Source organism: Massilia alkalitolerans DSM 17462, assembly GCF_000427785.1.
Taxonomy (GTDB): domain Bacteria; phylum Pseudomonadota; class Gammaproteobacteria; order Burkholderiales; family Burkholderiaceae_D; genus Telluria; species Telluria alkalitolerans.
This window is the reverse complement of sequence record NZ_ATYR01000040.1, coordinates 1-19699: the sequence shown is the minus strand read 5'-3', so window position 1 is coordinate 19699 and position 19699 is coordinate 1. Positions and strand designations below refer to the sequence as shown.

At 66.8% G+C, this 19699-nt stretch carries 16 protein-coding genes and 1 pseudogene; 10 read left to right on the top strand and 7 right to left on the bottom strand.

The genetic code is table 11. The features are described from left to right. Positions 1 to 37: 37 nt before the first annotated feature. The 7 genes from hemF to YWC_RS30775 all read left to right on the top strand — a co-directional run bounded on the left by hemF (position 38) and on the right by YWC_RS30775 (position 5958). Entirely contained in the window at positions 38 to 961 is a 924-nt protein-coding gene (gene hemF / locus YWC_RS0124760; RefSeq protein WP_027867785.1) for an oxygen-dependent coproporphyrinogen oxidase, read from the top strand. Then, positions 958 to 1617 (top strand): nicotinate (nicotinamide) nucleotide adenylyltransferase, encoded by a 660-nt coding sequence (gene nadD, locus YWC_RS0124755; protein WP_027867784.1) that lies wholly within the window; start codon positions 958 to 960, stop codon positions 1615 to 1617. Before hemF ends, nadD begins: the two co-directional genes overlap by 4 nt. Further along, complete coding sequence (rsfS, locus tag YWC_RS0124750; protein ID WP_027867783.1) at positions 1617 to 2303, top strand: ribosome silencing factor; 687 nt, start codon at positions 1617 to 1619, stop codon at positions 2301 to 2303. The genes nadD and rsfS overlap by 1 nt, the downstream gene beginning before the upstream one ends. A 7-nt stretch (positions 2304 to 2310) precedes the next feature. Beyond that, the gene (gene rlmH, locus YWC_RS0124745) at positions 2311 to 2781 is read left to right on the top strand and encodes a 23S rRNA (pseudouridine(1915)-N(3))-methyltransferase RlmH (protein WP_027867782.1); all 471 of its coding nucleotides are present in this window, start codon (positions 2311 to 2313) and stop codon (positions 2779 to 2781) included. A 2-nt stretch (positions 2782 to 2783) separates the two neighbouring features. Next, positions 2784 to 3401: a Maf family protein gene (locus YWC_RS0124740; protein WP_027867781.1), complete on the top strand. Its 618-nt coding sequence runs from the start codon at positions 2784 to 2786 to the stop codon at positions 3399 to 3401. 97 nt (positions 3402 to 3498) lie between these two features. Further along, a complete protein-coding gene (gene rng / locus YWC_RS0124735) occupies positions 3499 to 4971 on the top strand; it encodes a ribonuclease G (RefSeq protein ID WP_027867780.1) in 1473 nt (490 codons plus the stop codon). A 66-nt stretch (positions 4972 to 5037) separates the two neighbouring features. Further along, positions 5038 to 5958, top strand: coding sequence for a CHAD domain-containing protein (locus YWC_RS30775; RefSeq protein WP_051306738.1), 921 nt, complete (start codon positions 5038 to 5040; stop codon positions 5956 to 5958). A gap of 81 nt (positions 5959 to 6039) precedes the next feature. On the opposite strand, the gene YWC_RS30770 is transcribed toward YWC_RS30775, so the two are convergent. The 7 genes and pseudogenes from YWC_RS30770 to YWC_RS30760 all read right to left on the bottom strand — a co-directional run bounded on the left by YWC_RS30770 (position 6040) and on the right by YWC_RS30760 (position 16656). Continuing rightward, positions 6040 to 8130: a putative bifunctional diguanylate cyclase/phosphodiesterase gene (locus tag YWC_RS30770; protein ID WP_051306737.1), complete on the bottom strand. Its 2091-nt coding sequence runs from the start codon at positions 8128 to 8130 to the stop codon at positions 6040 to 6042. Between the two features lie 60 nt (positions 8131 to 8190). Further along, positions 8191 to 8844 (bottom strand): energy-coupling factor ABC transporter ATP-binding protein, encoded by a 654-nt coding sequence (locus YWC_RS0124720; protein WP_027867779.1) that lies wholly within the window; start codon positions 8842 to 8844, stop codon positions 8191 to 8193. After that, a complete protein-coding gene (locus YWC_RS0124715) occupies positions 8841 to 9548 on the bottom strand; it encodes an ABC transporter permease (RefSeq protein ID WP_027867778.1) in 708 nt (235 codons plus the stop codon). Before YWC_RS0124715 ends, YWC_RS0124720 begins: the two co-directional genes overlap by 4 nt. Next, on the bottom strand, positions 9548 to 10438 hold the full coding sequence (locus tag YWC_RS30765; protein WP_051306736.1) for a formate dehydrogenase accessory sulfurtransferase FdhD: 891 nt from the start codon (positions 10436 to 10438) through the stop codon (positions 9548 to 9550). The genes YWC_RS0124715 and YWC_RS30765 overlap by 1 nt, the downstream gene beginning before the upstream one ends. Next, positions 10435 to 13236 (bottom strand): formate dehydrogenase subunit alpha, encoded by a 2802-nt coding sequence (gene fdhF / locus YWC_RS0124705; RefSeq protein WP_027867777.1) that lies wholly within the window; start codon positions 13234 to 13236, stop codon positions 10435 to 10437. Before fdhF ends, YWC_RS30765 begins: the two co-directional genes overlap by 4 nt. Next, positions 13233 to 14936: an NAD(P)H-dependent oxidoreductase subunit E gene (locus YWC_RS0124700; protein WP_027867776.1), complete on the bottom strand. Its 1704-nt coding sequence runs from the start codon at positions 14934 to 14936 to the stop codon at positions 13233 to 13235. The genes fdhF and YWC_RS0124700 overlap by 4 nt, the downstream gene beginning before the upstream one ends. Positions 14937 to 15019: 83 nt before the next feature. Continuing rightward, positions 15020 to 16656, bottom strand: a pseudogene (locus YWC_RS30760) (OFA family MFS transporter). 122 nt (positions 16657 to 16778) lie between these two features. Here YWC_RS30760 and YWC_RS0124690 point away from each other — a divergent pair. The 3 genes from YWC_RS0124690 to YWC_RS32435 form a co-directional block, all read left to right on the top strand. Then, complete coding sequence (locus tag YWC_RS0124690; RefSeq protein ID WP_027867775.1) at positions 16779 to 17858, top strand: substrate-binding domain-containing protein; 1080 nt, start codon at positions 16779 to 16781, stop codon at positions 17856 to 17858. Positions 17859 to 17897: 39 nt separating this feature from the next. Further along, the gene (locus YWC_RS0124685) at positions 17898 to 19304 is read left to right on the top strand and encodes a class I adenylate-forming enzyme family protein (RefSeq protein ID WP_027867774.1); all 1407 of its coding nucleotides are present in this window, start codon (positions 17898 to 17900) and stop codon (positions 19302 to 19304) included. A gap of 207 nt (positions 19305 to 19511) precedes the next feature. Beyond that, positions 19512 to 19699, top strand: a 188-nt coding sequence (locus YWC_RS32435; RefSeq protein ID WP_156923885.1) for a helix-turn-helix domain-containing protein, incomplete at its 3' end; no start/stop codon positions are given.

Here is a 19699-nt window from a genome sequence, read left to right as displayed (position 1 = left end):
TACAATCTGCCCATTTTTCGCCGCCCACCCTGAACGCATGACCATCCCCGACCCGTCCGCCATCAAGACCTGGCTGCTCGACCTCCAGTCCCGTATCGTCGGCACCCTGGAAGACATCGACGGCAAACCCTTCCTGGTCGATACCTGGGAGCGCCCGGAAGGCGGCGGCGGCATCTCGCGCCTGATCGAGGAAGGCAATGTGTTCGAACGCGGCGGCTGCAACTTCTCGCACGTGACCGGCGCCAGTCTGCCGCCCTCGGCCATGGCCGCGCGTCCGGAGCTGGCGGGCCGGGCCTGGGAAGCGATGGGCGTGTCGCTGGTGCTGCACCCGCGCAACCCCTACGCCCCGACCGTGCACATGAACGTGCGCTTCTTCGAAGCCACGGCGGAAGGAAAAGACCCGGTCTGGTGGTTCGGCGGCGGCATGGACCTGACGCCCTATTACGGCAACCAGGATGATGCCCGCCACTTCCACCAGGTCTGCCACGACGCGCTGGCGCCCTATGGAGAAGACCTGCACCCGCGCTTCAAGAAGTGGTGCGACGAGTACTTCTACCTGAAGCACCGCAAGGAGCCGCGCGGCGTGGGCGGCATCTTCTTCGACGACTTCAACGAGACCGGTTTCGACGATGCGTTCGACATGGTGCGCAAGGTCGGCGACGGCTTCCTGGACGCCTACCTGCCGATCCTGCAGCGCCGCAAGGATATGCCCTACGGCGAGCGCGAACGCGACTTCCAGGCCTACCGCCGCGGACGCTATGTCGAGTTCAACCTGGTATGGGACCGCGGCACCCTGTTCGGCCTGCAATCGGGCGGCCGCACCGAGGCGATCCTGATGTCGATGCCGCCGATCGTGAAATGGCGCTACGACTGGCGCCCGGAACCGGGCAGCCCGGAAGCGGCCTTGTATACCGACTTCCTCGTCCACCGCGACTGGCTGGCAGCGGGACCACATTCGTGAGCCGATGCATTGCCCTGCTGGGTGGCAGCTTCGACCCGGTACACCACGGCCACGTCGCGCTGGCCGCGCTGTTTGCCGAACTCCTTCAGCCGGACCAGCTGCGCATCCTGCCTGCGCGGCCGTGGCAGAAGAGCGCCCTGCAGGCCAGCGATTCCCAGCGCGTCAAGATGCTCGAACTGGCTTTCTGCGGCCAGGCGTTCGCCGTGACGATCGACCTGCAGGAAATCGAACGCGGCAGCGCCACCTACACGGTCGAGACCCTGCGCGGGCTGCGCGCCGAACTCGGCGAGGCCGCCTCGATCGTCTTCCTGATGGGTGCCGACCAGTTGCAGAAGCTCGACACCTGGCGCGACTGGAAGGAATTGTTCACGCTCGCGAACCTGGGCGTGGCGGCACGCCCGGGCTATGAACTGGACCAGGACAAGCTGCCCCCTGGTGTGGCATCGGCACTCGCGGGGCGGCTGGCGACACCCGCGGAAGTGCGCGCCACGCCGCATGGCAAGGTTTGCCTGGCTCACACTTTGGCGGTTGATATTTCCGCCACCCAAGTCCGAAACACCTTGCGGACTGGCGCGGACCGAGGCACCGACCTTGGCGCGCTCGTTCCGCCGCAAGTGCTAGACTATATTCAACAACATAACTTATATAAAAGCTAATGGATATCAAGAAACTGCAAACCCTCGTCGTTGACGCCCTTGAAGACGTCAAGGGCCAGGAGATCGTCCTGTTCGACACGACGCACCTGACCAGCCTGTTCGACCGCATCGCGGTCGTCTCGGGCACCTCGAACCGCCAGACCAAGGCACTGGCCGCTTCGGTACGCGACAAGGTCAAGGCAGCAGGCGGCGACGTGATCGGCATGGAAGGCGAAGACACCGGCGAATGGGTGCTGGTCGACCTGGGCGACATGATCGTCCACATCATGCAGCCGGCCATCCGCCAGTACTACCGCCTGGAAGAAATCTGGGGCGAAAAACCTGTCAAGCTGGGCGCGGCCAAGCGCAAGTCGACGCCGGAAGCGGCGGAAGCTGCCGAATCGAAGACCAAATCGAAGCACCTGGCCGCCAACAAGGACGAGCCGGAAGCCAAGCCGGTCAACGAGCGCAGCCCGGCCGCGCGCAAGGCCGCCGCCAAGACCGCCGCCAAGAGCACTGCCGCCAAGAAGCCGGCCGCCAAGAAGGTCCCGACCGGCAAGACCGTGAAGGTCGCACCGAGCAAGAGCGAAGTCGCCGCCGTCGAAGCCACCAAGGCCAAGCCGCCGAAGCGTGCGCCGAAAGCCGCCGCAGCCGACGCCGAGCCGGTGAAAAAAGTGATCCGCCGCGTGAAGAAGGCTGCAGAGTAAGCCTTTTATGCAGCTGATCATTGCCGCAGTCGGGCACAAGATGCCGGCCTGGATCGAATCCGGGTTCGGCGAATACACGAAGCGCATGCCGCCCGAGCTGCGCATCGTGCTCAAGGAAATCAAGCCGGTCGAGCGCTCCGGCAGCAAGACCGCCGCCACCGCGATGGCCCTCGAGCGCGAGCGCATCGAGGCTGTTCTGCCGAAAGGCGTGCGCATCATCGCGCTGGACGAGCGCGGCAAGGACCTGACCAGCGTCGGCCTGTCGCAGATGCTGGAAAACTGGCAGCAGGACGGACGCGATACCGCCTTCCTGATCGGCGGCGCCGACGGGCTCGATCCCGAACTGAAGGCGCGCGCCGAAGGCATGATCCGCATCTCCAGCATGACGCTACCGCACGGAATCGTGCGCGTCATGCTGGCGGAACAGTTGTACCGTGCCTGGTCGATCACCCAGAATCACCCGTATCACCGGGTTTGACGATGAAACTCACCGACAAGAAAATCTACCTCGCCTCGAAGAGCCCGCGCAGGCGCGAACTGCTGCGCCAGGTCGGCGTGGAATTCGAGCTGCTGATGCTGCGCAGCGACCCGGCGCGCGGCGTGGACGTCAGCGAAGACGTGCTGCCTGGAGAAGATCCGCACGCCTACGTGGCGCGCGTCGCCAAGGAGAAAGGCGCGTTCGCCTGGAACATCCTGCAGCAGCGCCGCCAGCCGCTGCGCCCCATCCTGACCGCCGACACCACCGTCACCATCGACGGCGAGATCCTCGGCAAGCCGGCCGACAACAAGGAAGCCGTGGCCATGCTCGAGCGCTTGTCCGGCCGCACCCACCAGGTGCTGACCTCGGTGGCGGTGCATGCCGAGCGGGTGGCGGAACAGGTCACCCAGGTGTCGAACGTGCGCTTCGCTACGCTCACCCCGGCCCAGATCCGGGCTTACTGCGCCACGACCGAACCCTACGACAAGGCGGGCGGCTACGGCATCCAGGGCCTGGCCGCGCTGTTCGTCGAGCACATCGAAGGCAGCCATTCTGGGATCATGGGCCTGCCGATCTTCGAGACCGCCAATCTCCTTCGCAAAGCCGGCTACCACATCTGAACCTCCCGGTTTCCGTCGGGCCGGCGGCGCACCGCCCGCCCTGCGAACGACGCCGCCCGTGTATGATGTCGCTCTGAACAATACTGCACGGCCGGCCATGAACGAAGACATCCTCATCAACATCACCCCGCAGGAAACGCGCGTGGCGCTGATCCTGCAGGGCGCTGTGCAGGAACTGCACATCGAGCGCACCCTCACGCGCGGATTGGCGGGGAATGTCTATCTCGGCAAGGTCGTGCGCGTCCTGCCGGGCATGCAGTCGGCCTTCATCGACATCGGCCTGGAGCGCGCGGCCTTCCTGCACGTCGCCGATATCTGGGAAGCGCGCAACCACGAAGGACCCAACGGCGCCCTGGCCGCGCCCACGCCGATCGAAAAGCTGCTGTTCGACGGCCAGGTGCTGACCGTGCAGGTCATCAAGGACCCGATCGGCACCAAGGGTGCGCGCCTGTCGACCCAGATCTCGATTGCCGGCCGCATGCTGGTCTACCTGCCGCAGGACCATCACATCGGCATCTCGCAGAAGATCGAGAAGGAAGCCGACCGCGAACACCTGCGCAGCCGTCTGACGGACCTGCTGCCGAAGGATGAAAGGGGCGGCTACATCGTGCGCACCCAGGCCGAGGAAGCCTCGGACGCCGACCTGGCGGCCGACGTCGACTACCTGCGCAAGACCTGGGCCGCGGTCCAGCAGGGCGCGCGCACCCGGCCGCCGACTTCCCTGCTCTACCAGGACCTGAACCTGGCCCAGCGCGTGCTGCGCGACTTCGTGCACGACGAGACCGCGACCATCCAGGTCGACTCGCGCGAGAACTACAACATGCTGGTCGAGTTCGCGCAGGTCTACACCCCGAGCGTGCTGTCGCGCCTCACCCACTACACCGGCGAGCGCCCGCTGTTCGACCTCTACGGCGTGGAGGAAGAAATCCTGCGCGCGCTGGGCCGCCGCGTCGACCTGAAGAGCGGCGGCTACCTGATCGTCGACCAGACCGAGGCGATGACCACCATCGACGTCAACACCGGCGGCTACGTCGGCGGACGCAACTTCGCCGACACCATCTTCAAGACCAACCTGGAAGCGGCCCACGCCATCGCACGCCAGCTGCGCCTGCGCAACCTGGGTGGCATCATCATCCTCGACTTCATCGACATGGAGAACAACGAGCATCGCAACGCCGTGCTCGCGGAACTCAAGAAGACCCTGGCGCGCGACCGCACCAAGGTTTCGGTGAGCGGCTTCTCGGCCCTCGGCCTGGTCGAGATGACCCGCAAGCGCACGCGCGAATCGCTGGCACACATCCTGTGCGAACCCTGCCCGGCCTGCGCCGGCAAGGGACAGGTGAAAACCTCGCGCACGATCTGCTACGAGATCCTGCGCGAACTGCTGCGCGAAGCCAAGCAGTTCAACCCGCGCGAGTTCCGCATCGTCGCCTCGCAGGAAGTGATCGACCTGTTCCTGGAAGAGGAATCGCAGCACCTGGCCATGCTGGGGGACTTCATCGGCAAGCGGATTTCGCTGCAGGTGGAGAAGGGTTACCACCAGGAACAATACGACGTGATCCTGATGTAACAATCGGGCGGCTCCCAAACTCGAGGCGGGTATGATGTGCTCCACATGAGCACATCAGGACGCCCGATGAACACCGAATCCACAGTAAAACTGGTAAAAGACGAGGCCCCGGCGCCGGTGAAAGCCGCGCGGGTGCGCCTGAAGCGCAAGATGCGCATGGAAGACGCGCTGCAATGCATCGGCCTGAACTGCATGACGCAAATCGAGGCCAACGTCCCGGGCGTGCTGGCCCAGGACGGCGAGAGCCTGCACCAGATGCGCGTCGGCCTGCGCCGCCTGCGCGCCCTGCTTGACATGTTCCACGAACTGGCTCCGCTGCCGCCCGGACTCCGGGAAGAACTCGACTGGCTGGCGAGCGAACTGGGCGCCACGCGCGACTGGGACGTACTGGCCGGCACCACCCTGCCCACGATCACCGGCATCGCTACCCACGCCCTGCAGGCGGCCGCGCAGGACCATGCGCGCGCCCTGCACAAGAACCTGCTGCCCACCCTGCATTCGAAGCGGTATACCCAGCTGATGCTGCAGATGAACGGCTGGCTGCACGGCCGCCAGTGGCGCCCTGGCGCCGGCCTGCCACAGGACGACCCGCTGGCACGGCCGGCCCTGGACGGCCTGGTGCCGCTCATCCGCAAGGCGCAAAAGCGCCTGCGCAGGCGCATCGGAGCACTCGATGAAAAAGATGCACCGGCCCGGCACCGGGTGCGCATCGCCGCCAAGAAGGCGCGCTATGCGGCCGAATTCTTCCGTGACCTGCTGCCGAAAAAGGAGGTCAAGGCCTATATCAAGTGCCTGTCCCGCGTGCAGGACCGGCTCGGCCACCTGAACGACCTGGCGGTGGCGAGCCGGCTGCTGCCCGAGCTCGAAAACCATGGACACGCGCACGACGGCGCGTATGCGCGCGGCTGGGTTGGCGGATCCGCATCAGCCGCTGCCCACGGCCTGCGCGAGGCGCTCGACAAGGTGGCGTGCTTGAAGCTGGCGTAAGTCCGTCGCACGCGGCAGCCGTCGGCAGTGCTGGGCGAATCCTCAGGCTGGCTTCGGCGTGCCGATTGGAAAGGGGTCTTGTCACCCGCAGGCCAGCACCAATGCCTCGAACTCCTTCACTGGCATCGGGGCGCCAAGCAGGTAGCCCTGGAAAGCGCGGCAACCGAGCGACTTCAGGTGTTCGAGCTGCGCCGCCGTCTCCACCCCTTCCGCGATATGTTCGAGGCCCAGCTTGGACGCAAGGCCAATGACGATCTCGACGATGCCTGCCGAGCGGGGATTCTCGACACAGCTCGCGACAAAAGACTGGTCGATCTTCAGGCTGCTCAGTGGGAAACGCTGGATGTAGCTCAGCGAGGAAAACCCGGTGCCGAAATCGTCGATCGAGAAACGCACCCCGTCCCGCCGCAAGCTGTGCATTTTCTCGATGGTCGCCTCGATATCGGTGGCCAGCAGGGACTCGGTCAGCTCCATCGACAGCTTGGCCGGATCGGCGCCTGCAGCGCGCACGATCGCCAGCGAGCGCGCAACGAAATCCTCGTCGTGCATCTGGCGTGCGCTGACGTTGACCGCGACGCCCAGCCTGGCGAGCGCCGGTACCGCCGCCCAAGCCGCAAGGCGCTCGCTCGCCTGGCGCAGGACGATGTCGCCAAGCCTGACGATCAGGTCCGAGGTTTCCGCCAGCGGGATGAAGCTGCCCGGCGCCAGGATCCCGCGCATCGGATGCTGCCAGCGCAGCAGCGCTTCGGCGCCAAGGATCTTCTGGTCGGCATCGAACTGGGGCTGGTAGTACAGGACGAATTCGCCGCGCGCCACCGCTTGCGCCAGTTCGTCCTGGAGCCGGGCGCGCTCGTCGATCAGCCGCTGCATGGCGGGATCGAAGAAACGGATGGCGTTGCGCCCCGCTGACTTGGCCGCATACAGGGCGATATCGGCCTGCTGCAGCAGCAGGTCGGCGTCCGTGTCCCCGCGATCGACCAGCACGGCGCCGATGCTGGGGGTGATCGAAAAGTGACGCTCCTCGATCGCGTAGGGGCGGCCCAGCAGTTGGCCCAGCCGCCGGCAACCCTGCCGGGCCAGCGCGGCGCACGAGAGCTCGGGAGACGCGGCGCAGTCGAGCAGCACGACGAACTCGTCGCCCCCGAGCCTGCCCACGAAATCGCCTGGTCCGAGCGCGGCTTGCAGGCGCTGGCCGACTTCCTGCAGCAGGCGGTCGCCAAAGGGGTGTCCTTCGGTGTCGTTGAGCAACTTGAAATTGTCCAGGTCGATGAGCAGGACCGCGCTCGCCGTGCCGGCCGCCGCGGCGTGCATGCGCCGGCGCTCGAGCTCACGCAGCAGGTAGCGCCGATTCGGCAAGCCGGTCAAGTAGTCGTGGTCGGCATTCTGCTGCAGCTGCCGCTCGAGCCGCTGGCGCTCGCTGAGGTCGGTGTTGGCGCCGGAGATGCGCATTGCGCGTCCGGCGGCGTCGCGCAGGACAAATCCGCGGCTGAGCACCGGGACCGGATGCCCGTCGCGGTGCCATAGCCGGAACTCGATCGCATAGCTTACCTCCGGGCCGGCCAGCAGGTCCGCGAGAAAACCGTTGACGCGCTCGCGGTCTTCCGGATGCAGCAGCCGCTGCCATGTGTCGACATCGTCGGGCTGTGCGCCGGGGACACGGCCGAGCATTTCCCACCAGCGCTCGGAATAGAAAATCGTTTGCCGGTCGAGGTCCCAGTCCCAGTAGCCGTCGTTCATCCCACGCAGAACCAGTTGCAGGCGCCGCTGCGAGTGTTCCAGCGCCTGCTGGGTAGCCACCAGTTCGCTGCAATCGGTAAAGCAGACGACGACGGAAGCGATCTCCCCGGCCCCGTCGAACACCGGATAGGCATTGCAGATTACCCAGGTCACGGCGGCGCCGGGACGGTTCACGCCGACCACCAGGTCGGTCACCGGTGCGCGCTCGCGCAGCACGCGGCTCGCGGGCAAGTCTTCGACGTCGATCGCGCCGCCGCCCGGGGAGACGAACGACCAGCCCGGATGATCCACATGGCGGCCGCGAATCTCCGTCATGTCTTCGCCAATCAGCCGCTGGGCCATGGCATTGGCCGCAATGACCGCCGAGCGGCTGTCGTGCACCACGATGCCGGCGGGGACCTTGTCGAACAGGTTTTTGTCGAGGTGGAAGGCCATAGCAGCGTTAACATATCACACGGTAGTCGGTATATCGCACCAGCGGGGCTTCCGCGGGGTTCAGCGGTATTCCAGGCGCCCGTCGCGCAGCTTGAGGCGGTGGATGCCGGGCAGCCCGATCAGGTCGCGGTCGTGGCAGGCCATCACGACGCTGCTGCCCTGCTCCAGCAAGGTAGGGATCAGGTCGATGACCTGCTCGCGCGCCGGGCCGTCGAGGTTGGCCGTGGGTTCGTCGAGCAGCAACAGGCGCGGCTGCAACACCCGGGCCCGGGCCAGGGCCACGCGCTGCTTTTCGCCGCCCGACAGGCGTGCAGGATCGGTGTCGCGCAGGTGCGCCACGCCGGCCCAGGCCATCGCCTCCTCGACCCTGGGCGCCGCGCTGCGCCGGCTCTCGCCGCGCGCCAGCAGGCCATAGGCGATGTTGTGGGCAACGCTGGTCGAGAACATGATCGGATGCTGGTGCACGAACACGATGGCGCGCCGTAGCGCTTGCGGATAGGGATGCAGCGGCATGCTGCGGCCGTCGAAGTCGACCGTGCAGGCGTCAACGCGTTCCAGGCCGGCCAGCATGCGCAGCAGCGTCGACTTGCCGGCCCCGTTCACGCCGGTCAGCACGTAGGCCGTTCCCGCCTCGATGGCCAGCTGCTCGATCTCGAACAGGGTGCGCTCGCCGTGGCGCTTGCGCAGGCCATGCAGGGTCAAGAGCGGGGTCACCGGCGTCCTCCCGCCGTGTGGGCCTCGCCTTGCAGCAGCACCAGCGCGCCGTTCATCAGGAGCGCCAGCGAGACCAGCACGATGCCAAGCGCGATCCCTTGCGCGAACTCGCCCTTGCTGGTTTCCAGCGCGATGGCGGTGGTGATGGTGCGCGTCTGCCCTTCGATATTCCCGCCCACCATCAGGGCGCAGCCGACTTCCGAGATCACGCGGCCGAAGCCGCTGATGACGGCGGCCATTACGCCGTAGCGCGCCTCGTGCAGCACCGTGACCATCACGCGCCAGCGGGATGCGCCATGGGCGATCGCCGTCTCGGCATAGCGCGGGTCGGCCGCCTGCACCGCCGCCAGCGTGAAGGCCAGCAGGACCGGCAGCCCGATCACCATCTGGCCGAGGATCACGCCTTCCTGGGTGAACAGCCATTCGAGACCGCCCATCGGGCCGCGCCGCGACAGCAGCAGGTAGAGCAGCAGGCCGATCAGGACGGTGGGCAGCGACAGCGCGGCCTGGGCCAGCCAGATGGCGATGCGCCGTCCCGGGAAGCGGTGCATGGCGATGACGTAGCCGAGGAAGACCGCCGGCGGGGCCGCCAGCAGCAGCCCGAGGATGCTGGTCTTGAGCGAGACCCAGACGATGCGCCACAGCGCCTCGTCGCCACTGAACAGCAGCGCGAAGGCGTGCATCGTTGCGTCCAGCAGGGACATCAGGCCGGCCGTGCGGTATGGTAGGGAGCGTTCAGGGGTTCCAGCAGCTCCGGCTCGAACACCAGGCGCTCGTGCCCGGCCAGCAGCAAGAAGTGCTTGCCGGAGCAGCGCGCCAGCAGCGACATGCCGACCCGCTGCGCCACCATGTGGCCCATCTGGGTGGTGCCGGAGCGCGACAGCAGAAAGGGAATGCCCATCTGGGCGCCCTTGATCACCATCTCGGAGGTCAGGCGCCCGGTGGTGTAGAACACCTTGTCCCCGCCCTCCAGGCCGTCGAGCCACATCAGGCCGGCAATGGCATCCACCGCATTGTGGCGGCCGACGTCCTCGACGAAGTACAGCAGTTCCCCATCGTGCGAGAACAGCGCGCAGCCGTGCACCGAGCCGGCCTGCTTGTACACCGACTGCTGGGTGCGAATCAGCTCGACGATGCGGTAGACAACCGATTGCGGCAGGCGCGCATCCTCTGGCAGCGTGATTTGATCGACTTCATCCATCAGCCCGCCGAACACCGAACCCTGCCCGCAGCCGGTGGTGACGACCTTCTTCGCGGTGCGCTCCTCGATATCAAGAATGCCGTTGCGGGTGACGACCGCCACCGCATCGACCGACCAGTCGACCTGGATCGAAACGATGTCCTCGAGCGTGCGCACCAGGCGCTGGTTGCGCAGGTAGCCCAGGGTCAGGGCTTCGGGCGCGCCGCCCAGGGTCATCAGGGTGACGATCTCGCGCTTGTCCACGTACACGGTGAGCGGGCGCTCGGCGGGAATGTGGATGGTCGAAGCGCGGCCGCGTTCGTCCAGGGCCGTGACCTCGTGCGTCAGGCTGGCGCGCGCGTCGGACAACTCGGGACGGTAGCGCGCGGCCGGGAATGGGTCTGGGCAGTTCATGTTGCCAATTGTGCCATGCCTTCGAGGATTTGGCCGCCACCGTAGCTTCCCTGCGGCGCGACTTCGCCGCCGGGCGTTACCTTGATCGCGCAATACTTGAATTCCGGAATCTTTCCGAAAGGATCGAGCGCCGCGTTGGTCAGGCGGTTGATCGCCGCCTCGTAATAACAGAAGGGCACGAAGATCGCGCCCACCGGCGAACTGTCGTCGGCCCGTGCGTACAGCACCACTTCGCCGCGGCGCGAGGCGATCGTGACGGGCTGGCCCGGCTGGATGCCCAGTCGTTCCAGATCGATCGGATGCACCAGCGCCACCGGATCGGGCTCGATCGCATCGAGCACCGTGGCGCGCCGCGTCATGCTGCCGGTATGCCAGTGCTCGAGCTGGCGGCCCGTGATCAGGACCATCGGGTAGTCGGCATCGGGCCGCTCGTCGGCCGGGATGATGTCGGCCGGGACGAAACGCGCCCTGCCGCCTTCGCGCGGGAACAGTTCGGTGAACACCACCGGCTGGCCCATGTCGCCCTCGTTCATGCACGGATACACCACCGCGCCGTTGCGCTCCAGGCGTTCCCAGGTAATGCCGCCGATGCTGGCCATGGTGTGGCGCATCTCGTCGAACACTTCCGATACGTGGCCATAGTTCCAGCTCAAGCCGAGGCGCTTCGCCATCTGCTGGATGATCCACAGGTCCTGTTTCGCCTCGCCCGGCGGGTCGATCGCCTGGCGGCCCAGCTGGACCAGGCGGTCGGTATTGGTGAAGGTGCCGGTCTTTTCCGGGAAGCTCGATGCCGGCAGGATCACGTCCGCCAGGTAGGCCGTCTCGGTCAGGAAGATGTCCTGCACCACCAGGTGTTCCAGCGCCGCCAGCGCGGCGCGCGCATGGTTGGCGTCGGGGTCGGACATGGCCGGGTTCTCGCCCATGATGTACATGCCGCGGATCTGGCCGGCATCGATGGCGTCCATGATCTCGACGACGGTCAGGCCCGGCTTCGGGTCGAGGGTGGCGCCCCAGGCCTGCTCGAAACGCGCGCGCGCGGCCGGATTGTCCACGCGCTGGTAGTCAGGCAGCATCATCGGAATCAGGCCGGCGTCGGACGCTCCTTGAACATTGTTCTGGCCGCGCAGCGGATGCAGGCCGGTGCCGGGACGCCCGATCTGGCCCGTCATCAAGCTGAGCGCGATCAGGCAGCGCGCGTTATCCGTGCCGTGCACGTGCTGCGACACGCCCATGCCCCACAGGATCATCGAGCCTTTCGAGGTGGCGTACAGGCGCGCCACGTAGCGGATGGTGTCGGCATCGATACCGCAGATCGGCGCCATCGCTTCCGGGCTGTACTCGGCCACATTGGCTTCCAGCTCGGCATAACCAATGGTGCGGCTGGCGATGAAGTCCTGGTCGACCAGCTTTTCGCTGACGATCACGTGCATCATCGCGTTGAGCAGCGCGACGTCGGTGTCGGGCTTGAACTGCAGGTAGCGGTGCGCGTGGCGCGCCAGCTCGGAGCGGCGCGGGTCCATCACGACCAGCTTGGCCCCGGCCTTGACCGCGTTCTTGATCCAGGTCGCCGCCACCGGGTGGTTGACGGTCGGGTTGGCGCCGATCACGACGATCACCTCGGCGCGCGTCACGTCCATCACCGGGTTCGATACCGCACCCGAGCCGATCCCTTCCAACAGGGCCGATACCGAGGAGGCGTGGCACAGGCGGGTGCAGTGGTCGACGTTGTTGGTCTTGAACCCGGTACGCACCAGCTTCTGGAACAGGTAGGCTTCCTCGTTGCTGCCCTTGGCCGAACCGAAGCCGGCCAGGGCCGCGCCACCGTGCGCATCGCGGATGCCGGCAAGCCTGCCGCCAGCCAGCGCCAGGGCTTCTTCCCAGCTCGCTTCGCGGAACACCTCCAGCACGCGGTCCGGATCCATCGTGAAGTCGCCCGACTTGGGTACGCCTTCGCGGCGGATCAATGGCCTGGTCAGGCGATGCGGGTGGTGCGCGTAGTCGAAGCCGTAGCGGCCCTTGACGCACAGGCGGCCCAGGTTGGCAGGACCCTTGCGCCCCTCCACGTACAGGATCTTGTTGTCCTTCACGTTGTAGGTCAGCTGGCAGCCGACGCCGCAGTAGGGGCAGACCGAATCGACCTGCTTGTCGGGAATGTCGAGGGCCACCTCGCGCGCCGGCATCAGGGCGCCGGTCGGGCAGGCCTGCACGCATTCGCCGCAGGCCACGCAGGTGCTTGCGCCAAGAGGGTCGTCCTGGTCGAACACGATCCTGGTCTCTTGCCCGCGGAAGGCCAGGCCGATCACATCGTTGACCTGCTCGTCGCGGCAGGCGCGCACGCAGCGCGTGCACTGGATGCAGGCGTCGAGGTTGACGGTGATGGCGGCGTGGGTCCGGTCCGCCTGCGGCTGGCGGCGGGTCGGGACGAAACGCGGCTTCTTGATGCCGAGCTTTTCAGCCCACAGGTCGACTTCGTTCTTGCGGGTGTACTCGGCCTCGGGCATGTCGGACAGCAAGAGCTCGAGCACCATCTTCTGGGCGGCCAGTGCGCGCGGGCTGTCGGTCGTGACCTTCATGCCCGGCGCCGGATTGCGGCAGCACGATGGCGCGAGCACGCGCTCGCCGTCGATCTCGACCATGCAGGAGCGGCAGTTACCGACTGCCTCCATGCCTTCCTTGTAGCACAGGCGCGGCACCTCGATGCCTTCGCGCGCGGCCACGTCGATCAGGGTCTCGTGCGGCAGCGCATCGACCGTGCGGCCGTTCAGTTCGAAGGAAACGGTAGGGATGGGAGCGTTCATGGTTGCACCAGCTCGTGAGGAAAATACTTGATGACGCAGTCGATCGGGTTCGGCGCGGCCTGGCCCAGGCCGCAGATCGAGGCGTCGCGCATCACTTGCGACAGCTCGCCCAGCAGGCCGGTATCCCATTGCGGCTGCTTGATCAGATCGAGCGCCTTGGCAGTGCCGTTGCGGCAGGGCGTGCACTGGCCGCAGGACTCGTCCTTGAAGAAGGCCAGGGTGTTGCGCGCGGCCGCCACCGCGCTGTCCCGGTTCGACAGCACCACCACCGCGGCCGAGCCGATGAAGCAGCCGTAGGGCTGCAGCGTATCGAAGTCGAGCGGGATGTCGCCCATCGATGCCGGCAGGATGCCGCCCGAGGCGCCGCCCGGCAGGTAGGCATAGAAATCGTGGCCGTCCTGCATGCCGCCGCAGTATTCGTCGATGAGTTCCGTGATCGTGATGCCGGCCGGGGCCAGCTTGACGCCCGGTTCGCGCACCCGGCCCGAGACCGAAAAGGAGCGCAGGCCGCGGCGGCCGTTGCGCCCGTGGCCGGCGAACCACTCGCCGCCGCGCTCGAGGATCTCGCGCACCCAGTGCAGCGACTCGAAATTGTGTTCCAGCGTCGGGCGCCCGAACAGGCCGACCTGGGCCACGTAGGGCGGACGCAGGCGCGGCATGCCGCGCTTGCCTTCGATCGATTCGATCATCGCGGACTCTTCGCCGCAGATGTAGGCGCCGGCGCCGCGGCGCAGATGAATCGGCGGCATGCCCGGCACCGGCGGATCGAGGCGCAGCTTGTCCAGCTCGGCTTCCAGCATGGCGCGGCAGCCGTGGTACTCGTCACGCAGGTAGATGTAGATGGCCTCGATGCCGACCGCCCAGGCGGCGACCAGGGCGCCTTCCAGGAAGCGGTGCGGGTCGCGTTCGAGGTAGACGCGGTCCTTGAAGGTGCCGGGCTCGCCTTCGTCGATGTTGATGGCCATCAGGCGCGGGCCGGTTTCTGCGCGCACGATGCGCCACTTGCGGCCCAGCGGGAAGCCGGCCCCCCCCAATCCGCGCAGGCCGGAGGCTTCCAATGTCTGGATGACCTGTTCCACTTCATGCTGGCCGGCCACGCAATTGCGCAGCAGCGCGTAACCGCCGGCTTCGCGATATGCGGCGTAGTCTACGTACGCCCCGATCGTCGCAACCGTTTCACCCGCGCTGACCTTGGCCAGCACGGTTTCCAGGCTCGCATGCGGCACCGCGCGCTGCCCCACCACCGCCACCGGCGCCTGCTCACAGCGGCCCACGCATGGCGCCTCGAGCACCCGCACTTCCCGCCCCAGCAGCGCCGGCATCCTGTCCAGCAGTTCGCGCGCCCCCGCCATTTCGCAGGACAAGCCGGCGCAGACGCGTACCGTCAGCGCGGCGGGCGCTTCCTCGCCCTCCTTCACCACGTCGAAATGGTGATAGAAGGTGGCAACCTCGTAGACCTCGGCCTGCGCCAGGCGCATCTCCTGCGCCAGCGCGGCCAGGTGGTGGCTGCCGAGGCAGCCGAAATGGTCCTGGATCTTGTGAAGATGCTCGATGAGCAGGTCAGGCCGGCGCGATTCCTGGCCCAGCAGTGCCTGCACCTCGCTGAGTGCCTGTGGGTCGACGCGGCGGCCCTTGGGAGCTTCGCGCTTGCGCTGGCGGCTGGCGCCTGCTACGGCGATCGGAATGACAGGGTGGTTCATGATGGGTCCCAGTAGTGATTCGTCGGGGAATAAGTAAATGGTACTGCAAGGCGTGGACGGCATGGCCGTCCACGCCTGCCGGCTTACTGGAACAGCACCACCGCCTTCTGCAGCGTGATCCACACGCCGATCAGGAGCGGAATGCCGACCGCCGCCCAGGCGAAGGTGGCCAGCGCCGGGTTGGCGGCGCCGATGGCGACCGCGCCGCCGCGCATGCCGCTCGAGGCGCTCAGGTCGCGTTCCTGCGCCAGCTTCTTCTCCGCCGCCAGCTCGGCATCGGTCATGAAGTGCTTGTCGGCCAGCGGGCGGATCATCGCGTTCAGCACGATGCCGACCACCACCAGGCCGGCGAGCACATACATGGTCACGTCATAGGCCTGGGCCTTGGGCACGCCATGGGCGATCTGGTACTCGCGGATGTAGTTGATCAGGATCGGACCGAGCACGCCCGCCGCAGCCCAGGCCGTGAGCAGGCGGCCGTGGATGGCGCCGACCATCTGGGTGCCGAACAGGTCGGCCAGGTAGGCCGGCACGGTCGCGAAGCCGCCGCCGTACATCGACAGGATGATGCAGATGAAGCCGACGAACAAGGCCAGCTGTCCATTGTGCGCCATCGAAGGAATCGAGGCGTACAGGAAGAAGCCGAGGATCAGGAACACGAAATAGGTCGCCTTGCGCCCGATGTAGTCGGAGCACGATGCCCAGGCGAAGCGGCCGCCGATGTTAAACAGGGACAGCAGGCCGGTGAAGCCGGCGGCGATGGCCGCGATCTGGCCTTTCTGCGCGGCGTCGAGCTCGTTGAAGCCGGCGTCGACGCCGATCAGGCGCCCACCGAATACTTCCTGCAACAGTGGCGAAGCCATGCCCAGGATCCCGATGCCCGCCGAGACGTTCAGGAACAGCACGCCCCAGATCAGCCAGAACTGCGGGATGCCCCAGACGCGGCTGGCGTGCACGTGGCGCGCCGTGATCATCGTCGTGGCGGCCTTTGCCGGCGGGGTCCAGCCCTCCGGTTTCCAGCCGTTGGCGGGCACGCGGTAGGTCAGCGCGCCGGCGACCATGAACACGAAATAGATCGCGGCCAGGGCCAGGAAGGTCTCCCACACGCCGACCGAGGTCGGGGTGGCGAAGTACTTCATCAGCTTGTCGGCCAGTGGCGCGCCGATCATGGCGCCGCCGCCGAAGCCCATGATCGCCATGCCGGTTGCCATGCCGCGCCGGTCCGGGAACCACTTGATGAGGGTCGAGACCGGCGAGATGTAGCCGAGGCCCAGCCCGATGCCGCCGATGACGCCGGAGCCGATCCACATCAGCCAGATCTGGTGCGTGTAGACGCCGATGCTTGATATCACCAGGCCGCCGCACCAGCACAGCGCCGACACCAGGCCCGCCTTGCGCGGCCCGCATGCTCGAGCCAGCCGCCGAACAGCCATGCAGCCAGGCCAAGGAACACGAAGAACAGGGTGTACATCCAGCCCAGCATCGAGATCTGCCAGTCGCAGGTGGTGGCGAAGATCTGCTGCATGAAGCTCATCTCGGCCGGGCAGACGACCGATTCGGTGATGCCGATCGCTTTCGACAGCGGCAGCCAGAACACCGAAAAGCCATAGGCCATGCCGATGCACAGGTGAATCGCGAGCGCCGCCGGCGGTACCAGCCAGCGGTTGAAACCCGGGCCTGCGATGGTGTGTTCCTTGTCTAGAAAACTGAGTCCAGCCATGTCCCCTCCAATTGTTTTAAGTATTGAAATATGCTTTAAAAAGCATATTAATCTGTCATTTTTTATTGTTTTGCGGAGCGTATCATGATGTTTTTAGGCAAGAAATAGGCTATTTTTAGCATATGCTTACCGTTCACATCCGCCCGCACTGGGAGATCAGCGTCAAGGGCGAACCGCCGCTCGACACCGCCGACCTGCTCGGCCTGCTGCTGTCGATCCAGGACACCGGTTCGATCGCCCAGGCCGCCAAATCAGTCAAGCTGTCCTACCGCTATGCCTGGGGTTTGCTGCGCACGGCCGAGACCTTGTTCGGCGAACAGCTGCTGCAGACCGGGCGCGGACGCGGCACCCAGCTCACGCCGCTGGCGCAGAAACTGGTCTGGGCCGACCGCCGTATCGCGGCGCGCCTGTCGCCCACGCTGCAAAGCCTGGCCTCGGAACTGGAAGCGGAGCTGGTGCGCATCACGGCCAGCCGTACCCGCGCGCTGCGCATGGACGCCAGCCATGGCTTCGCGGTCGCCGCGCTGCTGGGCTGCATCGACCGCGACGCCCTGCCGCTCGACTCGCGCTACCGCACCAGCACCGATGCGGTGGCCGCGCTGGCGCGGCGCGAATGCGACCTGGCCGGTTTCCACGTCCCGCTCGGCCGCTTCCAGGCGCCGACCGCAAGCTGGTACCTGCGCTGGCTCGACCCCGAGCAGCACTGCCTGGTGCGCGTCGCCGGCCGCGAGCAGGGCCTGATCACGGCGCGCGGCAATCCACTCGGCCTGCATTCGCTGAGCGACCTGGCGCGCCCCGGCGTGCGCTTCGTGAACCGTCAGGCCGGCTCGGGCACCCGCATGCTGCTCGAGATGATGCTCGCCGCCGACGGCCCTGCGCCCGATGCCATCCAGGGCTTCAACAACGCCGAGTTCACCCATTCCGCAGTAGCGGCCTACATCGCCAGCGGCATGGCCGACGCAGGTATCGGCATGCGCGCGGCGAGCGCCCAGTTCAAGCTGGATTTCATGCCGCTGGTGAACGAGGTGTACTACTTCGCGGTGCGCCGCGATGCAGTGGAGGAGCCCGCCATGCGCCAGTTGCTGGAGCTGATGCGTACGCCGGCCTACCACAAGCTGGTGGCCGCCCTGCCCGGCTACGATGCGCACGGCACCGGGGAGCTGGTGGAGATTGCGGACGCATTCGCGCCACCGGTCTTCTAGCTTGCGTCACTGCGGATGAGCGGGTATAAAGCAGGCCCCATGATCGATCCCGCCTCCCTCCCCACGCGCATCAGCGACATCCTGCTCCGCCATCCCGCCGACGCACCCGCCCTGGTCGAGGACGGCCGCAGCTGGACCTACGGCGCGCTGCGCCGTGAAGTCGGACGCCAGGCCAGCATGCTGCGCGAACTGGGCGTGCGCCCTGGCGACCGCGTCATGCTGGTCAGCGAGAACTGCGTGGCGCAAGTGGTCCTGATCTTCGCGATCGCCAGCATCGACGCCTGGAGCGTGACGGCGAATGCCCGCCTGAGCGCGGGCGAACTGGCGGCGATCCGCGCCCATTGCACCTCGCGCTGCGTGCTCACGGCCACCAGCGAGGGCGTGACGACGGGCGCACCGGACACGACCGCCGTGCCGGAGCCCGTGCGGCCGGATGGCGCCCAGGTGGCGGCCCTGGTCTATACCACCGGCACCACCGGCCAGCCCAAGGGCGTCATGCTGACCCATGCCAACCTGCTGTTCGTCGCCGCCACCTCGAGCCTCCTGCGCGGCCTGCAGCCCTCCGACCATGCCAGCGGCGTGCTGCCGATCTCGCACGTGTATGGCCTCAGCTCGGTCATGCTCGGCACGTTGTACGCAGGCGCCTGCCTGCACCTGATGCCGCGTTTTTCCGCCGAGGCGCTGCTGGCGCAGATCCGGGCCGGCGAGCTGAGCATCGTGCAGGGTGTCCCGGCCATGTATGCGCGCCTGCTGGCGCTCGCCGGGGGCGAACCGGCCGAATTTCCTCTGCCTTCGCGCCTGCGCTTCTGCTACGCCGGCGGCTCGCCGCTGGACCCGTCCCTCAAGCGCGAGGTCGAACGCGTGTTCGGGCTGCCCCTGCACAACGGCTACGGCCTGACCGAGAGCGGCCCGACCGTGTCCCAGACCCGCCTGGACGCTCCGCGCGGCGACACCTCGGTGGGCCATCCGATACCCGGGGTCGAGGTGCGCATCGACGCGGCGACGGGCGAGCTGTGGGTGCGCGGGCCGAACGTGATGGCGGGCTACTACCGTGATCCGGCGCAGACAAGCGCCACCCTGCGACCCGGCGGCTGGCTGGCGACCGGCGACGTCGCGAACCGGGGCGAGGACGGCGCGCTGTTCATTGCCGGGCGCCTGAAGGAGCTCATCATCCGCTCGGGTTTCAATGTCTATCCACTGGAAGTGGAGACGGCGCTCAACAGCCACCCGGCCGTGCTGCAGTCGGCGGTGGTCGGCCGGCCGCTTGCCGGCGGCGAGGAAGAGGTGGTGGCCTTCGTGGAGAAAGCGGGGGAAGTCGATGCGGCCGCGCTGCAGGACTGGCTGCGCGCGCGGCTCGCGCCCTACAAGCGGCCGTCGCGCATCGTGTTCATGGATGCACTGCCGGCAGCGCCGAGCGGCAAGATATTGAAGAGCCGGCTTTTGTAGGGTGGGCAGGGTAGGTCAGGCCAGTGGCCTGACCTACGCCCACGCGGTGATCGCTATCGGCTCCGGTTTCGTGCTCGATGATCTTGCTGCTAACTATCACCGCGTGGGCGGGAGACCCTGTATGGCACAGGGACATAGGTAACAGTCGTCTAGAGACATAGGTAACACCTTTTATGATCAGCGCACGACCAATAACTGGAGCGTGCGATGCCTTGGAAGGAGTGTTCCCGGATGGCCTCTCGTCTCGAATTTGTGGTGCTGGCAAGCGCACCAGAAGCCAACGTCAGCGCCCTGTGCCAGGCATTTGGAATCAGTCGCAAGACGGGTTACAAATGGCTTTCCCTGTTCAAAGAACAGGGAAAGGACGGGTTAAATGACCGGTCCCGCCGCCCGCA